This window comes from Segatella hominis (assembly GCF_019249725.2).
In the GTDB taxonomy this organism is placed as follows: Bacteria; Bacteroidota; Bacteroidia; order Bacteroidales; family Bacteroidaceae; genus Prevotella.
This window is the reverse complement of record NZ_CP137559.1, coordinates 771,968-791,187: the sequence shown is the minus strand read 5'-3', so window position 1 is coordinate 791,187 and position 19,220 is coordinate 771,968. Positions and strand designations below refer to the sequence as shown.

Genomic DNA, 19,220 nt, shown 5'->3' with positions numbered 1-19,220 from the left:
GATTATCAACACTATATTTTAACAAAAAAAGATTGCTTTATGGATAAATTACCTATGAATGATGTGCCGATGCTGGTAAGCGCAATCAACTTCCTGCTTCGCGACCATGAGTTTGATACATTGGATGAGATTTGCTATCATTTCCATGTAAACCGTGCCGATCTGGAAGCTAAAATGGCAACCCAGGGTTTCGAATGGTCAGAAGAGCAGAAGAAGTTCTGGTAAATCGACATCAATTCGCATTCTTATGCAAGAAAAACTCAGATAATTTATTTTATCTGAGTTTTTTTATGTACTTTTGCAGCCACAATTATCATCTTATAAAAGAGATCAATTAAATAAACAAGAAAAACGAACAAGAATAAATAAAAAAATAAAATAAGACATGACTGCAAACATAACAAAGCGACCCTTGTTTCGAGAGATTCAAGACTATGTATTCATCGCCATTGGCATGATTTCCTATGCCATCGGCTGGAATGTATTCCTCCTTCCTACCAATGTAACAGCCAGCGGCTTACCTGGTATCTCCTCTATTATCTATTGGGCCACAGGATGTCCAGTACAGATACCTTATTTTATAGTCAATTCCTGTCTTATCGTAGCAGCTTGGATCATTCTCGGCAAGAAGTTTTGCATGAAAACCATCTATGCCGTAATCGTGGTAACCCTTCTCACCTCCTATTTTTCACACCATACAGAGAATCTGCATCTTCTCCAGAGCCAACCGCTTTGGGCAGCATTCTTAGGAGCAGTATTTTGCGGATGCGGTATCGGACTCGGTTTTTCTGCGGGCGGTTCTACGGGAGGAACAGATATCGTAGCAGCCATCGTCAATAAGTATCGCGACATCTCTCTGGGCAGAGTCATCATGATATGTGATATTTTCATCATTTCCTCCAGCTACTTTGTAGTCCACGACTGGGAGAAAGTACTCTATGGATATGTAGTACTCTATGTCCAGGCTTTCTGTATCGACCAGGTGGTCAACAGTCGTCGCCGAAGCGTACAGTTCTTCATCATTTCCAAGAAATATCAGGAGATAGGCAAACGTATCAATACAGATGCCGACCGTGGAGTAACCGTAGTAGATGCCTCCGGTTTCTATTCCGGTCAGCAGGTAAAGATGCTCTTCGTACTGGCCAAGCAGCGCCAGTCGCAAACCATCTTCCGCCTCATCGAAGAGATAGACCCTCACGCCTTCGTCAGCCAGAGTGCCGTGATTGGCGTATATGGCGAAGGCTTCGACCAGATCAAGGGTAAGATCAAGAAGAAAAGCGAAGAAGGGAATGAAGAAGAAATAGAAGGGAAATAAACTTTTGCATTATATACATTTTACTCCATAAACACACCTCCAAACCCCGCAATCTCAACATAGCTAATGCCTTCTACAAGGCAGGCTTCATCGAATCATGGGGACGAGGCATCGGCATAATCCAAGCAGGCTTCAAGAATGCTGGGCTTTCTGCCCCTAAATTGGAGGCAACCATGGGCGGTGTACTTGTTATCATGCCCAGAGGATGCCAAAAGACAAATGAGACTGTAAATGATACCGCAACCCGACAAGTACCCGACAAGTACCCGACAAGTACCCGACAAGTACCCGACAAGTACCCGGCAAGCTCAGAGGGAAGCAAAGAACTCTTACACGTTATAGGCATCCATACATTTTCTATTAAAGAAATAATGGCATTTCTTAAACTTAAAGACAGAGAGAACTTTATGGTAAATTATCTTATTCCTGCCATCAAGAAAGGATATATTACCCCTCTCTATCCAAACTCACCTCATCATCCAAAGCAGAAATACTTGCTTACAGAGAAGGGAAAGGAACGTCTTGAAAGAGAAGATGGCACACATTTCACAAAATAACAGCATATGTATACCCAATACTGCGTTAAATTAATATTTAATCGTCTGTAAATCAATAACTTATATTAAGAAATGCTTATGAAAACTTAGCTATAAAAAGTTGGTCAAGTCGCTGATTTTCAGTAACTTTGTAGATCACGACAAATACAATATTACATGAATACAGGACTTGACCTATATATGGATATCTTTAAAGATGCAGTTGAAGATTCGGCTGCAAAGTTAACAAAAAGTTTCGAGAAAATACTCATCGAGGTGATAATTTTGTTCATGGTAATACCAAGAAAGATAAATTTCACCCAAATGGGTAGGTATGGCTCGCATGTTGAGCAAACCTATCGCAACGCATTCGGCTTGAAAAAGTCGAAGTGCATTGACTGGCTCAAACTTAATGTCTCACTTGCCAAGCGCTTCTTTGGTAAACAGGGAAGATGGGCTATTGCCATTGATCCCAGCTACATCAGCAAAGCTGGCAAGAAGACTCCACATATCGGTCGTTTTTGGTCGGGATGTGCACAGTCTGTTAAACATGGTCTCGAAATCATGGGTATTGGTCTCGTTGATATCGATGCCAAAGACTGCATGATGTTAAGAGCCCACCAGTCGCTAAGTAATAAAGAACTGAGTCTCAGAAATAAGACTATGGTAGATTTCTATATCAGCGTCATTAAGCGTTATCGCAAGGAACTTCTTAAACTCTCAACCCTCATAGTTGCAGATGCTTACTTCTCTACAAGTACATTTGTTAATGGGATAAAGAAAGAAGGGTTCTCTTTGATAAGCCGCTTTCGTGACAATGCTTGTCTCTTTTATGTCTATGCAGGTCCACGTACAGGAAAACGTGGTCGCCCCAAGACCAAGGATGGCAAGATTGATATGAAGAATCTTGACCTCACTCGAATGGAGAAGATGGAGATGAAAGATATAGAAGGAACAGCTTATACTTTGATTGCCTATTCCAAGGCACTCAAGTGTAAAGTTAGACTTGTCATCTGGCAGATGCCGAATGGCAAGAAGAAACTATTCTTCTCTACAGACACCTCACTTTCGGGTGAAGAGGTACTTCTTTATTATAGAACTAGGTTCCAGATCGAATTTTGCTTTCGTGACGCCAAAGGCTATACTGGTCTTATGGACTGCCAAGCTCGCGATAAGTGGAAACTCGATTTTGCTTTCAATGCTTCGTTCACATCACTAAATGTTGCCAAGGTAACTATGAAGGAGATGGGAATGGAATATTCTATGTCTTCATTTAAGTCACTGATGACCAACATTTATCTAGTGAAACGAATTTTTAAAGCAAGTGGGTACACCCCGAACCGAACTTTAATTAGTAAGATTTTCAAAGATCTCTCGTGCTTACAGCGTATAGCTGCTTAGCACATTATTGAATTATTAACGAACTATTGTATACCAATTATATTATAAAATAAAGACAAGATTATGGATTTACATACATTAGTACAAGCACAGATGGAGCTGATGGGCAACGACCAACCGGTTGCTTCTTGCGGTCTTCACGGTGCTACAAGAAGAGACGTAATAGAACAAGCTATTGAATATCTCCAAAAATCATTAGCCAACACCAAACGCGACGAGCCTTCCGGATATGGCTATCGCATAAATGTAGAGATATTCAAGAAAGGGAAGCCAAGATTCTAATCACAGCGAATCCACAACAATACCATTCGCAAGTTGTATTACGACTTTCTGGTAGAACAATACCAGTCACTACACGGTTTGGATCTCAATGACTTATCTGCTATGTACCGTAAAGCGGCACAAGAAGGAGAATGGCAACCTTTATTTAAATATCTTTCCAGTTCATATTGGAAAGACAGTAGCATCAGAGATAGCATTCAAGGAGAGCGTAACATACAAGGTTATTTCAATGCCTACCTTCACCTATCAAAGCTCTTCATAGCGCATCCTGAGATAGAGGCAAATCATGGCTATTGCGACTTCTTTCTTTTAGCAGACACCAAGAAATACCCAACATTGCGCCATAGCTACATTATAGAGTTGAAGTATCTTAATTCTAAAGCAACAGTTGAAGAAGTAAAGATAATCAAGGAACAAGCCCAGGAGCAATTGAAAAAATACATTACAGACTCGAATATACAAAGTCTATCTGTAGGAACACAACTACACGGAATATATCTAATATTCCAACAAGGTAAGACGACAGAGATTGGAGAGATATAAACTTTTGCATTATATACATGTTACCCAAGCCCAAATCGGGCGAAAAGTGCCATAATTTCGTTTACAACGAACATTTAACACTTCACAAGTTGGGTAACTCAGAAAAAATGCTTAATTTTGCATTTAGGAAGCATGTCATAAGATAGCAACTGTTGCTAAAATGACGAAGTAAGAAACAACAAAACACCTCAAGAAAGGAGTCATTCTAATGAAATATCCAATAGGAATACAAAATTTCGAAGACTTGCGACGTAACGGTTACAAATACGTTGACAAGACAAACTTTGTATATAAGCTCGCAGATGAGGGCAAATATTACTTTCTGAGTCGTCCGAGACGATTCGGCAAGAGTCTCTTCTTGTCCACCCTGGAAGCATATTTCCAAGGCAAGAAGGAACTCTTCGAAGGCCTTGCCATTTATGACTTAGAGACAGAATGGAAGAAATATCCTATATTCCATATTGACCTCAATACCGCCAACTTTCGAGAAAAGGACAGCCTATATAATGTACTTAACGATTACCTTACAGGTTGGGAGGACAAATATGGAGCCCGTGAGTCAGAAGCCACACTTGCCCTTCGTTTCAAGGGTGTGATAGCAAGAGCTGCGGAGAAAGAAGGATGTGGTGTCGTTATTCTTATAGATGAATACGACAAGCCTATACTTCAGACCCTGCGCGACCCTGAGTTACAGGCAGAACACCGTGCACAGCTGAAAGCATTCTATTCGGTTTTGAAAACCCAAGACCGATATATCAAGTTTGCATTCCTCACAGGTGTAACCAAGTTTGGCAAGGTTAGCGTGTTCAGCGACCTCAACAACCTGACGGATATCTCGATGGACCATCGTTATATCAGCATCTGCGGAATGACAGAGAAGGAACTGCTTACGAATTTCAAGGAAGGTATCAGCGAATTAGCCGAAGCCAATGGCGATACAGAAGAATCCACAATAGCAAAACTGAAAGCAAGATACGACGGATATCATTTCGAGGAAAATACAGTAGGTCTCTATAACCCATTCAGCGTACTGAACACTTTGTCAAGACTTCGCTATAAAGACTACTGGTTTGAGACTGGCACACCCACATTTCTAGTTGACTTGCTGAAAATGCACAACTATCGTTTGCCAGACATGACAAAGGAAAGGGTATCAGACGATGTAATCAACAGCGTGGATTCACTGTCAACCAATCCGATACCTGTGATATACCAGAGTGGTTATCTCACTATCAAAGGCTATGACGAAAGGTTTAAGAAATACCTACTTGGTTTCCCTAACAGAGAAGTGGAAGAAGGTTTCCTTAACTTCCTGCTGCCACTATACTGTTCTGCGGGTGATCGTTCCGCCTTTATGGTCGATGAGTTTGTCAAGGATGTGGAAGCAGGACATGTTGAACAATTTATGAATCGGCTTACTGCTTTCTTTGCAGACAACAACTATCAGGTAGCAGGCGAAGCAGAACTTTACTTCCAAAATGCCCTATATCTCATTTTTAAGATTATGGGATTCCGCACACAGGTAGAAATACCGACAAGTGATGGCAGGATGGACGTTCTCATTCAAACTTCCGACTACATTTACATCATTGAATGCAAATTAGACGGAAGTGCAGAAGAAGCCCTGCAACAGATAGAGTCCAAAAACTATGCAGCTCCTTTCGCTATGGATAAGCGAACAATTATCAAGCTCGGCATCAACTTCTCCAGCAAGACAAGAGGAGTAGAGAGTTGGAAGGTGGGATAATTCAGGCATTGTTTTATTTTAGACTATTGCGAAATAAAAGACGACAGAGATTGGAGAGATATAAACATTAGCAAAACGAGCGGAAGAAATTAAAATCTTCCGCTCGTTTTTATTGGACTAATCCAGAACCTGCCACTCTTTCAGTCCTCTGCTTTCTTTAGAAAATTCAAGAGCTAAACAGATTATTTTCTTTTCACTTGCCGCATAAATATCAGCATAATGACGAGACTTCATCTGACTAATAGCCGCTTTAATCCCACCATTATCTACCTGCTACCAACCCTTTGAGACAAAGCATAGCATCATCTACATTCCCCATAGACAAGTTCATTTTCAACTTTTGAACCAGAGTAGTCACTTCAGAAGAAGGCTTATCTGTCATCATAGGCAAAACCATTTCATACATAGCCTTCTTCACTTCCCTATTTGGATAACCTAACAAGTAACAATCACCTTTCACAACCTTAATGGTAAGATAACCAGACTGATAGAGAAAGAGTTTCGGCTCGTCCATATTGACATCACTCATCTCCAAATAATCAGCATCTATGAGACTACCATCAAGTGAAGGTATATCATCCACATACTTTTTTAAAAGTTTATTAAGCATTTCATTAGAACCAATGCAAATATTCCTTAAGTTCCTGAGCAGAAGAGCCACCCAAACTCATACTTAGATAGATGACCGGACGTTTGACCCAGTCTTCCTCCATCTGCATGATTTTCAATCCTTCAAAGAGTTCTTTCCTTCCTTCAAAATAACACTTGAGGGTAGAGCACAACAGGGACTTACCAAAACGACGAGGACGACTTAGGAAATTGTACTTAACGCCGTTAGCCAACTGCCATACAATATCCGTCTTATCCACATAGAGATAATCACCCCTACGCATTTCTTCAAAGTCCTGTATGCCCAAAGGCATTTTTCTTTTTTGTTTCATCATTTTGAATCTTTATTTTATCCCTAATCTATCTACTGTCAATATCAGTAGAAAATCGCCACTAAAGACAAACATATACAATAGTGTCAATATTCCTAAGGAAATTAAATATAGCTCATAATATATTTTGCAAATATACATATAAAAAAGAAAATCACCAAATATTTTCAAAAGATATTTTTCAAAATATCAGCACTCAAAAAGAGAAAAAAGGAAAAAATCTTATTGCAACAGTTGCTATGCGATGTATTCATTGTTATCCAAGAGAATGTCCAAATGTAAATAAGACCATCACTTCATCTTGTTTTTCTTCCATTCATTGCATTTTTCCACTAAAAGAGGGATAAAATGAAAAATATCTTTGCTCAAACAAAATAAATTTAGTAATTTTGCATTATATATAAAATAAGCAAACAAAAATAACATGGAATATAAAGAAGAAAAAACAAAGCAAATAGATGTAGTTGCTATTGCCAAAACAATGTGGCAACATAAAAAGGCATACATAATTGCACTACCAGTAGTCGCAGTTGTATCCTATTTACTCATAGTTTGTGTACCAAGGACATATACATCTACTGTAAAATTAGCACCTGAACTTTCCAGTTTTAATTCAAGTTCTTTGAGCGATATAGCATCCTCCTTTGGATTTGATATGGGAACATCTAAGGGTGGTGATGCCCTTTTTCCTGAATTGTATCCTGATCTGATTCAATCTAATGATTTTATAACCAGTCTTTTTGATGTGAAAGTAAAATCTAAAGATGGTAAGATAAATACAACATACTACAATTATTTATCAACGATGCAAAAAGCACCATGGTGGACACAAGCCATTGAAGCTATCAAAAACATATTTGCAAGCAAAGAGGCTTCAGGCATTAGTCAGCAAAAAGTTAATTCTTTTATGTTGACTAAAAAACAAGATGAAGTAGCAAAAAGCATGGGTACTCTTATAAAATGTAGCGTTGATAAGAAAGACTATGTCATCTCAATATCTGTCGATGACCAAGATCCTTTGATCTGCGCAACAATAGCTGACACAGTAAGAGCAAGACTCCAGCAGTTTATTACAGAGTATCGTACAAGAAAAGCTCGTACAGACCTGGAATATTATCAGAAGATGTGCAAAGATGCTAAAGAGAAATATGAAAAGGTACGTCGTACTTATGGAAGCTATTCCGACGCTAACCAGGACGTTGTCTTAGAGTCATTTAAACTGAAAGAAAATGACTTAGAGAACGAAATGCAGTTATTATATAATAATTATACTGCATTGACAACACAAGTTCAACAAGCACAAGCAAAATTATTAATGCAAACTCCGGCATTTACAACATTACAAAATGCCTCAGTTCCTTTGAAGCCAACAGGACCAAAAAGAATGATTTTTGCTTTAGGAATGACTTTATTAGCTTTCATAATCATTACATTTTTTTCTGTTAGAAAAGTCATATTTGGAGAAATAGATTAAATATGTATGCAAGTAGTAAAAACATACAAAACCGTTCTAAGCGAATAGCATCCAATACATTAGTGCTATTCGCCAGAATGCTTATTATAACCTTCGTCAATCTCTACACAATACGTTGGGTATTGGCAGGACTTGGCACTGAAGATTATGGAATCTTCAATGCCGTAGCAGGAGTAGTAACTGCAAGCACATGCTTCAGTAACGTACTTGCTTTGTCTACGCAACGTTTTTATTCTTTCGCAATGGGTAAAGGAGATACAGAACGATTGAAGGAGATTTTCTCGGTTAGCCTCAACATCGTTATGCTGACAGCTCTCATTTTGTTTATCATTATCGAGCTGATTGGACCATGGCTAATTTCTACCCAACTTACCATTCCGCAAGAACGTTTGGAAGTAGCTCAATGGATTTTTCAATTTTCCCTTTGCTCTTTCATATTTACACTTCTTCAGATACCATTCATCGGTGCAATCTTTGCCAATGAGAACATGGGATATTATGCCTTGATATCTACAATTGATTGCATCGTAAAACTTCTAATAGCCTATTGTATTGGTATGACAGGTGGTGATAATCTGTTATTTTACGGAGCAGCCCTGATGTTTGAGGCGTTAATGGTGATGATACTTTATATCATAATTGCAAAGAAAAAATATTCGGAATGTAAATATACCATAGTAAGAAAAAAAAGCCTATACAAGGAATTATTTTCCTTCTCTGGCTGGTCTTTCTATGGAGCATTGGCTGGTGTAGGCATGACTCAGGGAAGCACCATCATCCTAAACATATTTTTTGGCCCTATTATCAATGCTGCTTTTGGTATTGCCAATCAAATATACAATGCAATCAATACTCTCACCAACAGTATCGTCATTGCATTCCGACCAGCAATGATTAAATCATATTCTGCAAAGGAGAATGGATATTTAGAACAGCTTTTCTTCGCAAGCAGCAAGGCCATACTCTATCTGCTGACGATGGTACTTATCCCCTTCATCTTCGAAGCAGAGACTTTACTTAAACTTTGGCTTGGGAAGTATACACCTACCATGGTTTTGTATTCTAGACTCTATGCGGTTTATACTATATGCTTGGCATTACATAATCCGATTACCACTATCATACAGGCAACAGGCAACATACGCAAATACAGTATGTATGTGGAAAGTATGACGATACTGTGCCTGCCTATCTGCTGGATCCTATTCAAGTTAGGCATGCCATCCTATTATGTGTTCATCACCATGATTGGACTTTGCATTTTGGCACATATCATCAGATTACTCATGCTGCAGAAAAGTATATCCTACTTAACCATCTTTAAATATATGGCACGACTGGTTTTACCGGGCATCCTGATTATTTCTGCAACAACGCTGATTGTATATTGCGTAGAGACGTTGAATACAAACAGGATACTTCAACTCATCTTGTCGTTTGCCGTTTCTGCAATAAGCATATCCATCCTATTATATACTGTTGGCATTTCAAAAACGGAACGGAAACTTATCAAAGAGTTAGTTAATAGAAAAATAAAAAAATAAAGCAATATGGGTTACATCTTATTGGCAATGTTTATTATCATTGCTATACTTTGTTACTTAGAAGAATATATCAAGAAATATCAGAAGCCATTATTTTTTCTGATAGGTCTTGTACTGATAATTATTGCTGGATTTCGAGAAATCGGCTTGGATCCAGACTCTGAAAATTACGAAAAAACATTCTTGAATTATTTCAAGAATAGAACAGACGAGATGGTTGAGCCTTCATTTCTGCTCATATCATACATTTTGAGATGCTTTACAGACAATGTACACATTTTGTTTTTGATTTACGCACTATTCGGAGTGTCTTTAAAAATGTTTGCATTTAGGAAATTGACCGAATTCTATTTTATTCCACTGTTATGTTACATTAGCTTCTACTATGTACTGCATGACCTTACACAGATAAGAGCAGGAGTCGTATCGGGAATATTACTTATTGCACTTCATCTCATAACAGAGAACAAAAAGAAAATAGCCTTCTTGCTTTTGCTTGGAGGATCTTTAATACATTATTCATCATTAACACTCCTTCCTATCATATTTCTGAACAACAAACCTTTCAACAAAAAGACAACTATTCTATTTCTATGCGCTATTCCGTTGGGATATGTAGTATTCTATGCAGGGGGTAGTATTCTGATGAATCCATCAATTCCATTTATCGGTAACAAACTGGCAATTTACCAGACTGCAGTAGAGAAGGGAAAAATAACAGTAGCAATCAATATTTTTGATCCGCTGCATATCATGTCGATATTGCTGTTTTATTACCTCTTCCTTTTTAAGGATACGCTGACAAAACTATGCAGTAATTTCCCGATATTACTTAAAACTTCAGCAATAGGATTGTCTCTGTATTCAGCACTTTCCTTTTTGCCAGTTTTGGCTTTGCGAACAAGCCAGTTATATTGTATCGTGAATATACTGCTTTATACCTATCTTATATACACCATCAAACAGAAGTGGATAGGTATCACCATAGTAGTTATAATATCTCTCATTCTGCTCTATGTAAGCATACCGCATTATGGATTGGGAAATATAATCATGCCCGATTAAACGACAACAAAAATATAAAAAATATAAAAATATAACAACATGAAAGCAAGAGTTATTGCATATTATTTACCTCAATTTCACCCAATTCCAGAAAATGATAATGTATGGGGACCGGGGTTTACTGAATGGACTAATGTTGCCAAAGCCCGTCCTGTATTCCATAACCATTATCAACCAAAGATTCCTGCAGACTTGGGATTCTATGATTTACGATTAGAAGAGACACGCATACAACAAGCGCAATTAGCAAAAGAAGCAGGAATTGAAGGCTTTTGTTATTGGCATTATTGGATGGGAAATGGCAAACAACTTTTACAACGTCCTTTCGAAGAGGTACTAAGTTCAGGAAAGCCTGATTTTCCTTTTTGCCTTGCATGGGCTAATCATGATTGGAAAACCAACACGTGGAAAAACAAGGGTGGAAACAAAATGATTTGTGAGCAACTTTATCCTGGTGATGAAGACTACATCAATCATTTCAACCATCTCTTGCCAGCATTTAAAGATCACAGATATATAACAATAGATGGTAAACCACTATTTTTAATTTTTGACCCTTACCACTTTGCAGAAGTAACTCATTTCATTGAGCTTTGGAGAAAACTTGCAAAAGATAATGGGCTAAAAGGTATATATTTTGTTGCAATGTGTGCTTCCACTACAACTATAAAAAGAAATGCGGATGGAAGTATAACACGAGTATTGCCAAATTTGCAAAGTAGTGCCGATGTCTATAACAGCTTCTTAGATTTAGGATTCGATGGTATCAACCCAATTGGAAAGAACCGTGCAGAAATGCTTTATCAAGGTAAATACAAGAGAATAATTAGAAAAGCTATTCAGGAAAGATTTCCTTTCTTGCCAGCTTTAAAATACGACTATCCAAAAGTCGTGAAAAAATTCTTCTCTCCAGAAGACAATTGGGAAAACGTATTTCCAACCATTATCTCTAACTGGGATCGAACTCCAAGAGTTGGTAAGAATGAGGGCATTTACGTTAACTCCACACCTCAAAATTTTGAGAATCACATCAAAGATGCTCTAAAGATTGTAGAAGATAAACAAAATGAACATAAAATCATATTCTTAAGATCTTGGAACGAATGGGGTGAAGGAAATTACGTTGAACCAGATATTAAATATGGTCATGGTTATTTAGACGCAATTAAAAATACAATTATTGATTAAATTTATGGAAGTAAAAATTATACCAACAGGTGGATTATGCAATAGATTGAGAGCCATCGCAACAGGAATAGCTGTTGCGGAGCGCTATCAATCTGAAGCTATCATATATTGGAATAACAGTATCGGCTTAAAAGCTGATTTCAAAGACCTGTTTCAACCAATAAATAATAAACATATTACGTTGAAAGAAAACCAGAAATGGATATACAAAATTGATGGTACAAAGGACTATCTGAAAAGAGCGTTACTTCTGCATCTTTTAAGTGAGCAGTGTATATTCAACTATAGCATATACAGAAGCAATAGTGATATTTACGAGAAATTGAAAAAGCAGTATAAAAATACTCTTTTGTTGATATCCTGCTACCCGATGTGTAAGGAATATGAGCTAAAGAATATATTTGTACCTCAACTCGATATACAGAAAAGAATCGACAAAGTTGTTCAAAATTTCACAAAAAGAACAATTGGAATCCATATTCGCAGAACAGACAACATTGAGTCTATAAAATCATCACCTCTGGAAGCTTTTATTAATTCTATCAATGCAGAATTGAAGAAAGATGCAAATACTAAATTTTATCTCGCCAGCGATGATGATCATGTAAAGGATATATTGGAGGAAAAATTTCCTGATTCCATAATAACTATTAGAGAAGATGTAGATCGCAACACATTAGAAGGGATGAAATTTGCGGTTGTGGACCTTTTTTGTTTAAGCAAAACACAAAAAATTATAGGAAGTGTTTTTTCATCTTACTCACAAATTGCAGCAGAATTAGGAAATATTGAAATTGAATATGCAAAAATATAAAGAACCTGAGAATAATGGTTTGACCGTTATTATACCAACATATATTCCCAAAGATTACCTATGGGATTGTTTGGATAGTATAGAAAAGCAATCCTTAGATAAAGACAAATTTCAAGTCATCATTGTATTAAATGGAGAAAAAGAACCATATTGGTCAAAAATAGAAGAACATCTCAAATCATATACATTCAATTCCACTTTGCTATACTCAAAAGCAAAGGGGGTATCACAAGCAAGAAATATTGGAATTGAAGCTGTAAAATCGAGATACATCACATTTATTGATGATGATGACTGGATTAGTTCTTGCTATTTGGAAGAAATGTTGGCACAAGCAGAAAACGATGCTATCGTAGAAACTTATGCAAAATCTGTAGATGAACGTAAAAAAGAAGAAAAAGAACATTTTCTTGGTATTGCTTTTAAAAATAGCCAAAAGCACAAGAAACATAATATTCTGAATTCTCGTAGTTTTTTCTCCAGTTCTTGCTGTAAACTAATAGACATAAATTCTATCGGTAAAGAACGTTTTGTAGAAGGAATCACACATGGTGAAGATGCCTTTTTCATGTATAAGATTTCATATCGCATTAAAAAGATTAAGACGACTTCCGAAAAGGCAATTTATTATGTGAGAGAAAGACAGGATTCTGCATCAAGGAATACTCAAATAAGAAATAAGAAGAAAAAGATGGAACGAAAAATGTTGTATTTATACTCTTCTACATATTTTTCTCATCCGTTTCGATACAACTTCTTATTTACAGTGACTAGAATCATAGCAACATTAAGAAAGCTACTATTAGAATAGCAGCTTTCTTAATGTAACTTATTGATAAACTTTTATCCAATCTATTTCTGTTTCATAAATTGTATTCAACATAGGAGTATTCCAGCCTTCATCCCCTACACTCTGATTAAGGATAATATAATATGGGCGATCAAATGTCCATTGTCCTTCTTCGACCTCTTCGGAGTCATTTGATTTAAAAAACGTTCCTATTATTCTTCCATCAACATACATAGCTATATAAGTAGGAGTCCACTCCATTCCATAGATATGCCACTGATTAGGTGTCACTTTCTGAGCAAAAGAATTTTGCTGTTCAGTTTTACCTAATATAAAAGAACTATGAGAATGTACTGTTTGATGGGATTTCTGGTCAGTACCAAAAAATTCTACAACATCAATCTCACCATATCTATAAGGATTTCCATGATTCTCTGGCAACAACCATACAGCAGGGAAATTACCCGGCAAAAAATTGGTTTTCATTTTCACCTCTAATTTTCCATATTTGAAAGAAAACTTACCTTTAGTACAAATTGCGCCAGTTAACATTTTCGCAGAATCAGCAAAAGCAGTATTTGGTATAGCCCGACATATCAATTTACCATTTCTCCTAAGAACAACTGATTTAGAATCAGATATCCATCTTGACCACTTATAAGGTTCTCGATCTGGGACTATCCATTTTGTCGTATCAAAACGTTCCTTTCCTATAGAATTAAAATCATCATAAAAAATCAATTTCCAACTTTTTTCTTTAGCCTGAACAGGAATAGAGTCAGAAATTAATAATCCACATAAAAGCAATAAAAATAACCTAATACAATTAACTTTCATATCTTTTTCTTACAATGTTAACACAAAAAACTCATTTTTTTGAACAAAAAAATAACTTTTAATAATATTTTTATATTTGTATGACGTCCTTAAAGTCATGCAAGAAATCCATGTATAAAATGTACTCACACATATAATAATCCAGTATTCTGTTTTTCGAACTGATACAGATGATTTAACACCAGACGAACATACTCTTCATTATTGAATAAATACTTTTTGCGTTCACTCCATTGATTAATATGCAAAATCACCAGTTCATATACTTTTTGAGGTTTCATTATCAGCCACTCCTTAAGATCTGCATTGTTATGCAAGATAAAATCAACAGTTGACAATAACTCCAAAAGATAATTGGAATAAAAGCCAGAGAGGAAACTTGCTGTTTTCTTACAAATATCCTCATAATGCCTATTCTCTTCTTTTGCAAAGAAGTCCTGGACATCTTTGAAAGTATCTGGTAACAACCAAATAGGATCAAATGGTTTTTGTTCCATCTGTCCTACACCTTTTAGATAACTTCCGTTTAAGTAATGAAGAACAAATCTTACCTTACCGGAATAAGGACCATAATAATACTGTCTAAACTGTAATTTAAAACTATCCTTTGCTCCAAATTTTTGCAGAAAATATGCCAGCTTTTCTGCAGCAAATTCAGACGCAAATTCACCTTCAGAAACCAAGGAACAGAGCATATATAGCAACATAGCTCTTGCTGGAGTCAATTTCACTCGTTCAGATTTCATCAACTCTATAATTGCTTCATTTGGTTCATAAAGTATAATGTCACAATTCAGCTCAGACAATTGGTTAATAATCATCTGTTTTACAACATTCCAATCCAAGCCACCATTATGACTGCCTAATGGAGGTATTGCTATAGACTCGATATGATATTCAAGAATCTTATCTTTCAAATCTTTAAGTCCCATCTCTATATAGGAATACTCAGAGGGCTTTCTCCAGGTCGTTTTTGTAGGAAAATTTACTATGATTTTATTTATTCCATATACATTTTGTTCATGAGTTATGAACATAGAACCAACCCGAACAAGTTTATCTTTACATGCCTTTCTGTATAGAATATAATTATTAGGGTAAGCCTCCTTAAATTGCAAAGCTATACCTTTACCCATCACTCCCACAGTATTTACTGTATTCACAAGTGCTTGAGCAGAACTTTCCAATAAATTGCCTTTTACAAATCTAATCATATCTAATAATAATATTCTGGTTTAACAATAATTTTTTCTTTAGGAATCCCAAAAGAAATCATTTTTTCTAAAGCTTTCTCACTATAAACAAGGAATCCTACTATAAATTGAGGTGGAATCTCATCCTTAAATAACAATTCAGCCTCTTTTTTCCGTTTCCTATCGTCCCAAGGCGATTGATTGAACCAATATGTTGCATATACATCCTCCTGTTTTACAAAACTATCCAATCGTTGCAAATCTGACTTAGACTAGAATTTACTCATATTATTTAATGCATGTCCATCTGTAAAAACGCAATGCAAATCACTACAAATTACATCCTCTATACGTATTACACAATAGACTATCTCATCTGGGGCTTTCTTTGTCAAAATACCATTACCATTCTGAATATTATATAACGTAGGGGATCTTGGTCCAAAATAGAAAGGAATATATTCGGATAGTAAAGATCCATCTGGCAGCAGCTTCGTTGAGCGGGCATCCATAACCGACATATCTCCTATAGGTACATAGCTATCACTTGCAAAAGGTGAATTATTATGTACCAAACCATATTTCATAACATGAGGTATGTTATTTATATGGATAATTCTAAAAGCAAACTTAATATGCTTCTTAAAATTTGTATTATCTTCCAAAATTAAATTTGATTCTAAATCAATACAAATATACGATTTTTATTTGAAACACACAAATATCGTTTGGTCTATTCAATAAAAATTAGTTTTTTTTTGATATTGTTTTTAAACCCAGAAAATTCAAAACCAACCACTATTCACGTTTCTTTCAATCACATATTTCTTCATCATATTAATTCAGAACACACAAAATAAATATTTTATGTTTTTTTTTGAACCAAAAATAACATTTAATAATATTTTTATAGTACCTTTGCAATTAAAATAATAAAAATGGCAAATAATATCGTTTCTGTAATTATGCCTACATATAATACGGGCAAATTACTATTTGGTAGCATCAATAGCGTACTGAACCAAACATATTCTAATATAGAATTGCTCATTGTAGATGATTGCTCATCAGACGAGGAAACAAAAAGAATTCTAAATGATTTTTCACAGAAAGATTGTCGAGTAAATGTTACCTATCTGAAAAGTAATCACGGAGCAAGTTATGCCCGTAATATTGCAATAGAAAAAGCCACAGGGCGATACATTGCATTTTGTGACAGTGACGACAAATGGCATCCCGAAAAAATCGAAAAACAAATTGATTTAATGGAGAAAAAGAATTGCGCACTATGCTGCAGTGCCTACTGTATCTGTGATATTCATAACAATATCGTTGGCATAAACATCCCTCCTAAGCACATTACATTAAATCAAATGAAATATGATAATAAGATTGGCTGCACTACTGCGATATATGATATTAAAAGATTAGGTAAGAAATACTTCATGCCAAAATTATATAAAAGTGAAGATTGGGCTTTATTCTTACAAATAATAAAAGCATGTAAGGATTGCTATGCCTATACAGAGGAACCACTTGCCTACTATTGTCTGAGAAGCGAATCCTTATCAAGCAATAAACTTTCAATGATAAAATACAATTTAGCAGTATATCAGGAAATATTAGGTTATAATCCAATAAAAGCCTATACTACATTCTTATTAGGCTTCATACCATCATATTTCAAAAAAATCATAAGAAGAAAAATTGACAGCTATAAATATCTTAAGAAACATAGTAGTTTTACACAAAAATAAATACGCAATATAGACAGAACTCTTTCAAAGAACCTGTATCAATAAGGGCAAACAACGAAATCATTGCTTGCCCTTATTGAACATTTTTAGAATTATGCTAACCTTTTCTAATTAGCCACTCTCCTATCGTCCGCTGGGTACTGTCATAGTTCACACCTACTTTCACAAGTTTCTTACCACTTGCAGTATAAGGTATTAAATAACCCTTTTCATCAATCTGTCGCAATGCATCTTCTGCAGATCCATCATACTTAAGTTCAAACACATAAATCGTATTAGGCAACTGTAGTACGGCATCAGCCCTACCAATAGCACTCTCCTCTTCCACCTTAATGAACGCTCCCATCAGGTTGAATATCAGATAAAAAACCGTTTGAAAATCACGCTCATTCTTATTGCTTAAACGGTTAGAAATACTTGAGAGATAAGCCTTCAGACAATTCATTGCCCCTTCAATATTCTCATCATAAAGATAATCTATGAACTCTGTCACTAAACCATTGTTGTCTATTGAAACTGGAGACAGATAGTTAGGAGACAGACTTCGCAACATTCCTATCCTCACCTCCTTGTTAGGATAACCCAACTGATAGCTCTTGGTAAGGGGCTTATAGCCCTTGATTGTAAGATAGCCACTCTGATAGAGCAAAGGTAAGGCGGAAGTCATCTGCTCGGGAGATACATCGAAATCATCAATAGTAACTCCTTTTGTCTCTATATCCATCACGTTAACATGGTATTTCTGCAAACTCTTTATCAGATAACTTGGCGTACCAGAACCAAACCAATAGGATTCTATGGCTTGACCATTCATGGCGCGAATCAAGCTGAAAGGATTGAAAACATCCTCGGAATGCTTGCTGAAGTGATAACCATCATAATATAAGCGAAGTTCTTCTAAACATTCATCATAGGTTAATCCAAGAGCATCACCCAACCCTTCAACATCAGGCTTCATTACAGAAGTAAGTTCCGTCATACTTATACCGCAAATGGCGGAATATTGATCGAACATACTGATATTTTCCAGATTGTTCAACTCACTAAAGATACTAAGCTGAGAGAACTTGGTGATACCTGTGATGAAAACGAATTCCAAATGTGGGTCAAGCTTTTTCAGAGGGCTATAGAAGTTTTGCATGATACGACGGAGTTGTTGCAGGTTGTCTTTCTCATGCACTACATCTAACAACGGAGCATCATATTCATCAATGATGACTACAGCCTTCTGACCTGTCTGCTTGTAAGCGCGCTTTACGATACCTTCCAGTCTTTCATTAGGATAAGTCTCACCTTCCCCTTTACCATAAAGTTTTTCGTAAGGTAAAAGTTCCAGATTAAGATAACTGTCCAATGCTTCTGCATCCATGTGCTTAGCACCACTCATGTCAAAATGAAAGACTGGATATTTCACCCATTCTTTCTCATAATCGGCAATAGCAAGTCCTTCAAAAAGTTCTTTTCTTCCTTCGAAATAAGCCTGAAGGGTAGATGCAAAGAGAGACTTTCCAAATCGTCGGGGACGACTCAGAAAGATAAACTTCATCTTTTTCTCTCGAAAATTCACGATATATTTTGTCTTATCTACATAGAGATAATTACCCTCACGAATATTCTCAAAAGTCTGTATTCCTACAGGATAGAAATTAACTATTTTTGCCATAATACTCAGTTTTCTGCAAAGATAAGGGTTTTCTACGGATTTTCCAAAATTTTACTCATATTTTTAAGGAAACTACCTATTTTCTAATATCAATATATAGTAGTCTAAAAAAATAGAGAGAAAAATTGAA

At 36.1% G+C, this 19,220-nt stretch carries 19 protein-coding genes and 2 pseudogenes; 15 read left to right on the top strand and 6 right to left on the bottom strand.

The window, feature by feature from the left end:
• Nucleotides 1-39 precede the first annotated feature (39 nt).
• The 8 genes and pseudogenes from KUA50_RS03120 to KUA50_RS03090 all read left to right on the top strand — a co-directional run bounded on the left by KUA50_RS03120 (nucleotide 40) and on the right by KUA50_RS03090 (nucleotide 5,824).
• On the top strand, nucleotides 40-225 hold the full coding sequence (locus tag KUA50_RS03120; RefSeq protein ID WP_022111696.1) for a DUF4250 domain-containing protein: 186 nt from the start codon (nucleotides 40-42) through the stop codon (nucleotides 223-225).
• Nucleotides 226-385: 160 nt separating this feature from the next.
• Complete coding sequence (locus KUA50_RS03115) at nucleotides 386-1,315, top strand: YitT family protein (protein WP_022111697.1); 930 nt, start codon at nucleotides 386-388, stop codon at nucleotides 1,313-1,315.
• Nucleotides 1,312-1,449: pseudogene (locus tag KUA50_RS16845) on the top strand (ATP-binding protein); the annotation flags it as partial. The gene KUA50_RS03115 and the pseudogene KUA50_RS16845, both read left to right, overlap by 4 nt.
• Nucleotides 1,450-1,686: 237 nt before the next feature.
• The gene (locus KUA50_RS03110; protein ID WP_022111699.1) at nucleotides 1,687-1,872 is read left to right on the top strand and encodes a Fic family protein; all 186 of its coding nucleotides are present in this window, start codon (nucleotides 1,687-1,689) and stop codon (nucleotides 1,870-1,872) included.
• Nucleotides 1,873-2,028: 156 nt separating this feature from the next.
• Nucleotides 2,029-3,252, top strand: a complete 1,224-nt coding sequence (locus KUA50_RS03105; RefSeq protein ID WP_318346065.1) for a transposase — start codon at nucleotides 2,029-2,031, stop codon at nucleotides 3,250-3,252.
• Between the two features lie 63 nt (nucleotides 3,253-3,315).
• Nucleotides 3,316-3,534: a hypothetical protein gene (locus tag KUA50_RS03100; protein WP_218457435.1), complete on the top strand. Its 219-nt coding sequence runs from the start codon at nucleotides 3,316-3,318 to the stop codon at nucleotides 3,532-3,534.
• 78 nt (nucleotides 3,535-3,612) lie between these two features.
• Nucleotides 3,613-4,077, top strand: coding sequence for a PD-(D/E)XK nuclease domain-containing protein (locus tag KUA50_RS03095; protein WP_218457434.1), 465 nt, complete (start codon nucleotides 3,613-3,615; stop codon nucleotides 4,075-4,077).
• Between the two features lie 208 nt (nucleotides 4,078-4,285).
• Nucleotides 4,286-5,824 carry an ATP-binding protein gene (locus KUA50_RS03090; protein ID WP_218457433.1) on the top strand — a complete coding sequence of 513 codons (1,539 nt, stop codon included), beginning with the start codon at nucleotides 4,286-4,288 and terminating at the stop codon, nucleotides 5,822-5,824.
• A 262-nt stretch (nucleotides 5,825-6,086) separates the two neighbouring features.
• On the opposite strand, the gene KUA50_RS03085 is transcribed toward KUA50_RS03090, so the two are convergent.
• Entirely contained in the window at nucleotides 6,087-6,434 is a 348-nt protein-coding gene (locus KUA50_RS03085) for a hypothetical protein (protein WP_218457432.1), read from the bottom strand.
• Nucleotides 6,435-6,438: 4 nt separating this feature from the next.
• Nucleotides 6,439-6,768 carry an AAA family ATPase gene (locus tag KUA50_RS03080; protein WP_218457431.1) on the bottom strand — a complete coding sequence of 110 codons (330 nt, stop codon included), beginning with the start codon at nucleotides 6,766-6,768 and terminating at the stop codon, nucleotides 6,439-6,441.
• A 421-nt stretch (nucleotides 6,769-7,189) separates the two neighbouring features.
• On the opposite strand from KUA50_RS03080, the gene KUA50_RS03075 reads away from it, so the two are divergent.
• The 6 genes from KUA50_RS03075 to KUA50_RS03050 are packed head-to-tail and all read left to right on the top strand — an operon-like array spanning nucleotide 7,190 to nucleotide 13,661.
• Nucleotides 7,190-8,239, top strand: a complete 1,050-nt coding sequence (locus KUA50_RS03075; protein WP_218457430.1) for a chain-length determining protein — start codon at nucleotides 7,190-7,192, stop codon at nucleotides 8,237-8,239.
• 2 nt (nucleotides 8,240-8,241) lie between these two features.
• Nucleotides 8,242-9,783 (top strand): oligosaccharide flippase family protein, encoded by a 1,542-nt coding sequence (locus KUA50_RS03070; protein ID WP_218457429.1) that lies wholly within the window; start codon nucleotides 8,242-8,244, stop codon nucleotides 9,781-9,783.
• Nucleotides 9,784-9,789: 6 nt separating this feature from the next.
• Entirely contained in the window at nucleotides 9,790-10,848 is a 1,059-nt protein-coding gene (locus KUA50_RS03065) for an EpsG family protein (RefSeq protein ID WP_218457428.1), read from the top strand.
• 39 nt (nucleotides 10,849-10,887) lie between these two features.
• Complete coding sequence (locus KUA50_RS03060; RefSeq protein WP_218457427.1) at nucleotides 10,888-12,036, top strand: glycoside hydrolase family 99-like domain-containing protein; 1,149 nt, start codon at nucleotides 10,888-10,890, stop codon at nucleotides 12,034-12,036.
• A 4-nt stretch (nucleotides 12,037-12,040) separates the two neighbouring features.
• Nucleotides 12,041-12,850 carry a hypothetical protein gene (locus tag KUA50_RS03055; protein WP_218457426.1) on the top strand — a complete coding sequence of 270 codons (810 nt, stop codon included), beginning with the start codon at nucleotides 12,041-12,043 and terminating at the stop codon, nucleotides 12,848-12,850.
• A complete protein-coding gene (locus tag KUA50_RS03050; RefSeq protein ID WP_218457425.1) occupies nucleotides 12,837-13,661 on the top strand; it encodes a glycosyltransferase family A protein in 825 nt (274 codons plus the stop codon). The genes KUA50_RS03055 and KUA50_RS03050 overlap by 14 nt, the downstream gene beginning before the upstream one ends.
• 18 nt (nucleotides 13,662-13,679) lie before the next feature.
• Here KUA50_RS03050 and KUA50_RS03045 read toward each other — a convergent pair whose 3' ends face one another.
• From KUA50_RS03045 to KUA50_RS03035, 3 genes and pseudogenes are all read right to left on the bottom strand, one after another.
• Complete coding sequence (locus tag KUA50_RS03045; protein WP_218457424.1) at nucleotides 13,680-14,477, bottom strand: family 16 glycosylhydrolase; 798 nt, start codon at nucleotides 14,475-14,477, stop codon at nucleotides 13,680-13,682.
• A gap of 125 nt (nucleotides 14,478-14,602) precedes the next feature.
• The gene (locus tag KUA50_RS03040; protein ID WP_218457423.1) at nucleotides 14,603-15,691 is read right to left on the bottom strand and encodes a macro domain-containing protein; all 1,089 of its coding nucleotides are present in this window, start codon (nucleotides 15,689-15,691) and stop codon (nucleotides 14,603-14,605) included.
• Between the two features lie 2 nt (nucleotides 15,692-15,693).
• Nucleotides 15,694-16,257 (bottom strand): annotated as a pseudogene (locus KUA50_RS03035) (DUF4433 domain-containing protein).
• Nucleotides 16,258-16,608: 351 nt separating this feature from the next.
• Here KUA50_RS03035 and KUA50_RS03030 point away from each other — a divergent pair.
• The gene (locus tag KUA50_RS03030; RefSeq protein ID WP_218457420.1) at nucleotides 16,609-17,427 is read left to right on the top strand and encodes a glycosyltransferase family 2 protein; all 819 of its coding nucleotides are present in this window, start codon (nucleotides 16,609-16,611) and stop codon (nucleotides 17,425-17,427) included.
• Between the two features lie 97 nt (nucleotides 17,428-17,524).
• Here KUA50_RS03030 and KUA50_RS03025 read toward each other — a convergent pair whose 3' ends face one another.
• Nucleotides 17,525-19,090, bottom strand: coding sequence for an ATP-binding protein (locus KUA50_RS03025; protein ID WP_218457419.1), 1,566 nt, complete (start codon nucleotides 19,088-19,090; stop codon nucleotides 17,525-17,527).
• Between the last annotated feature and the right edge of the window lie 130 nt (nucleotides 19,091-19,220).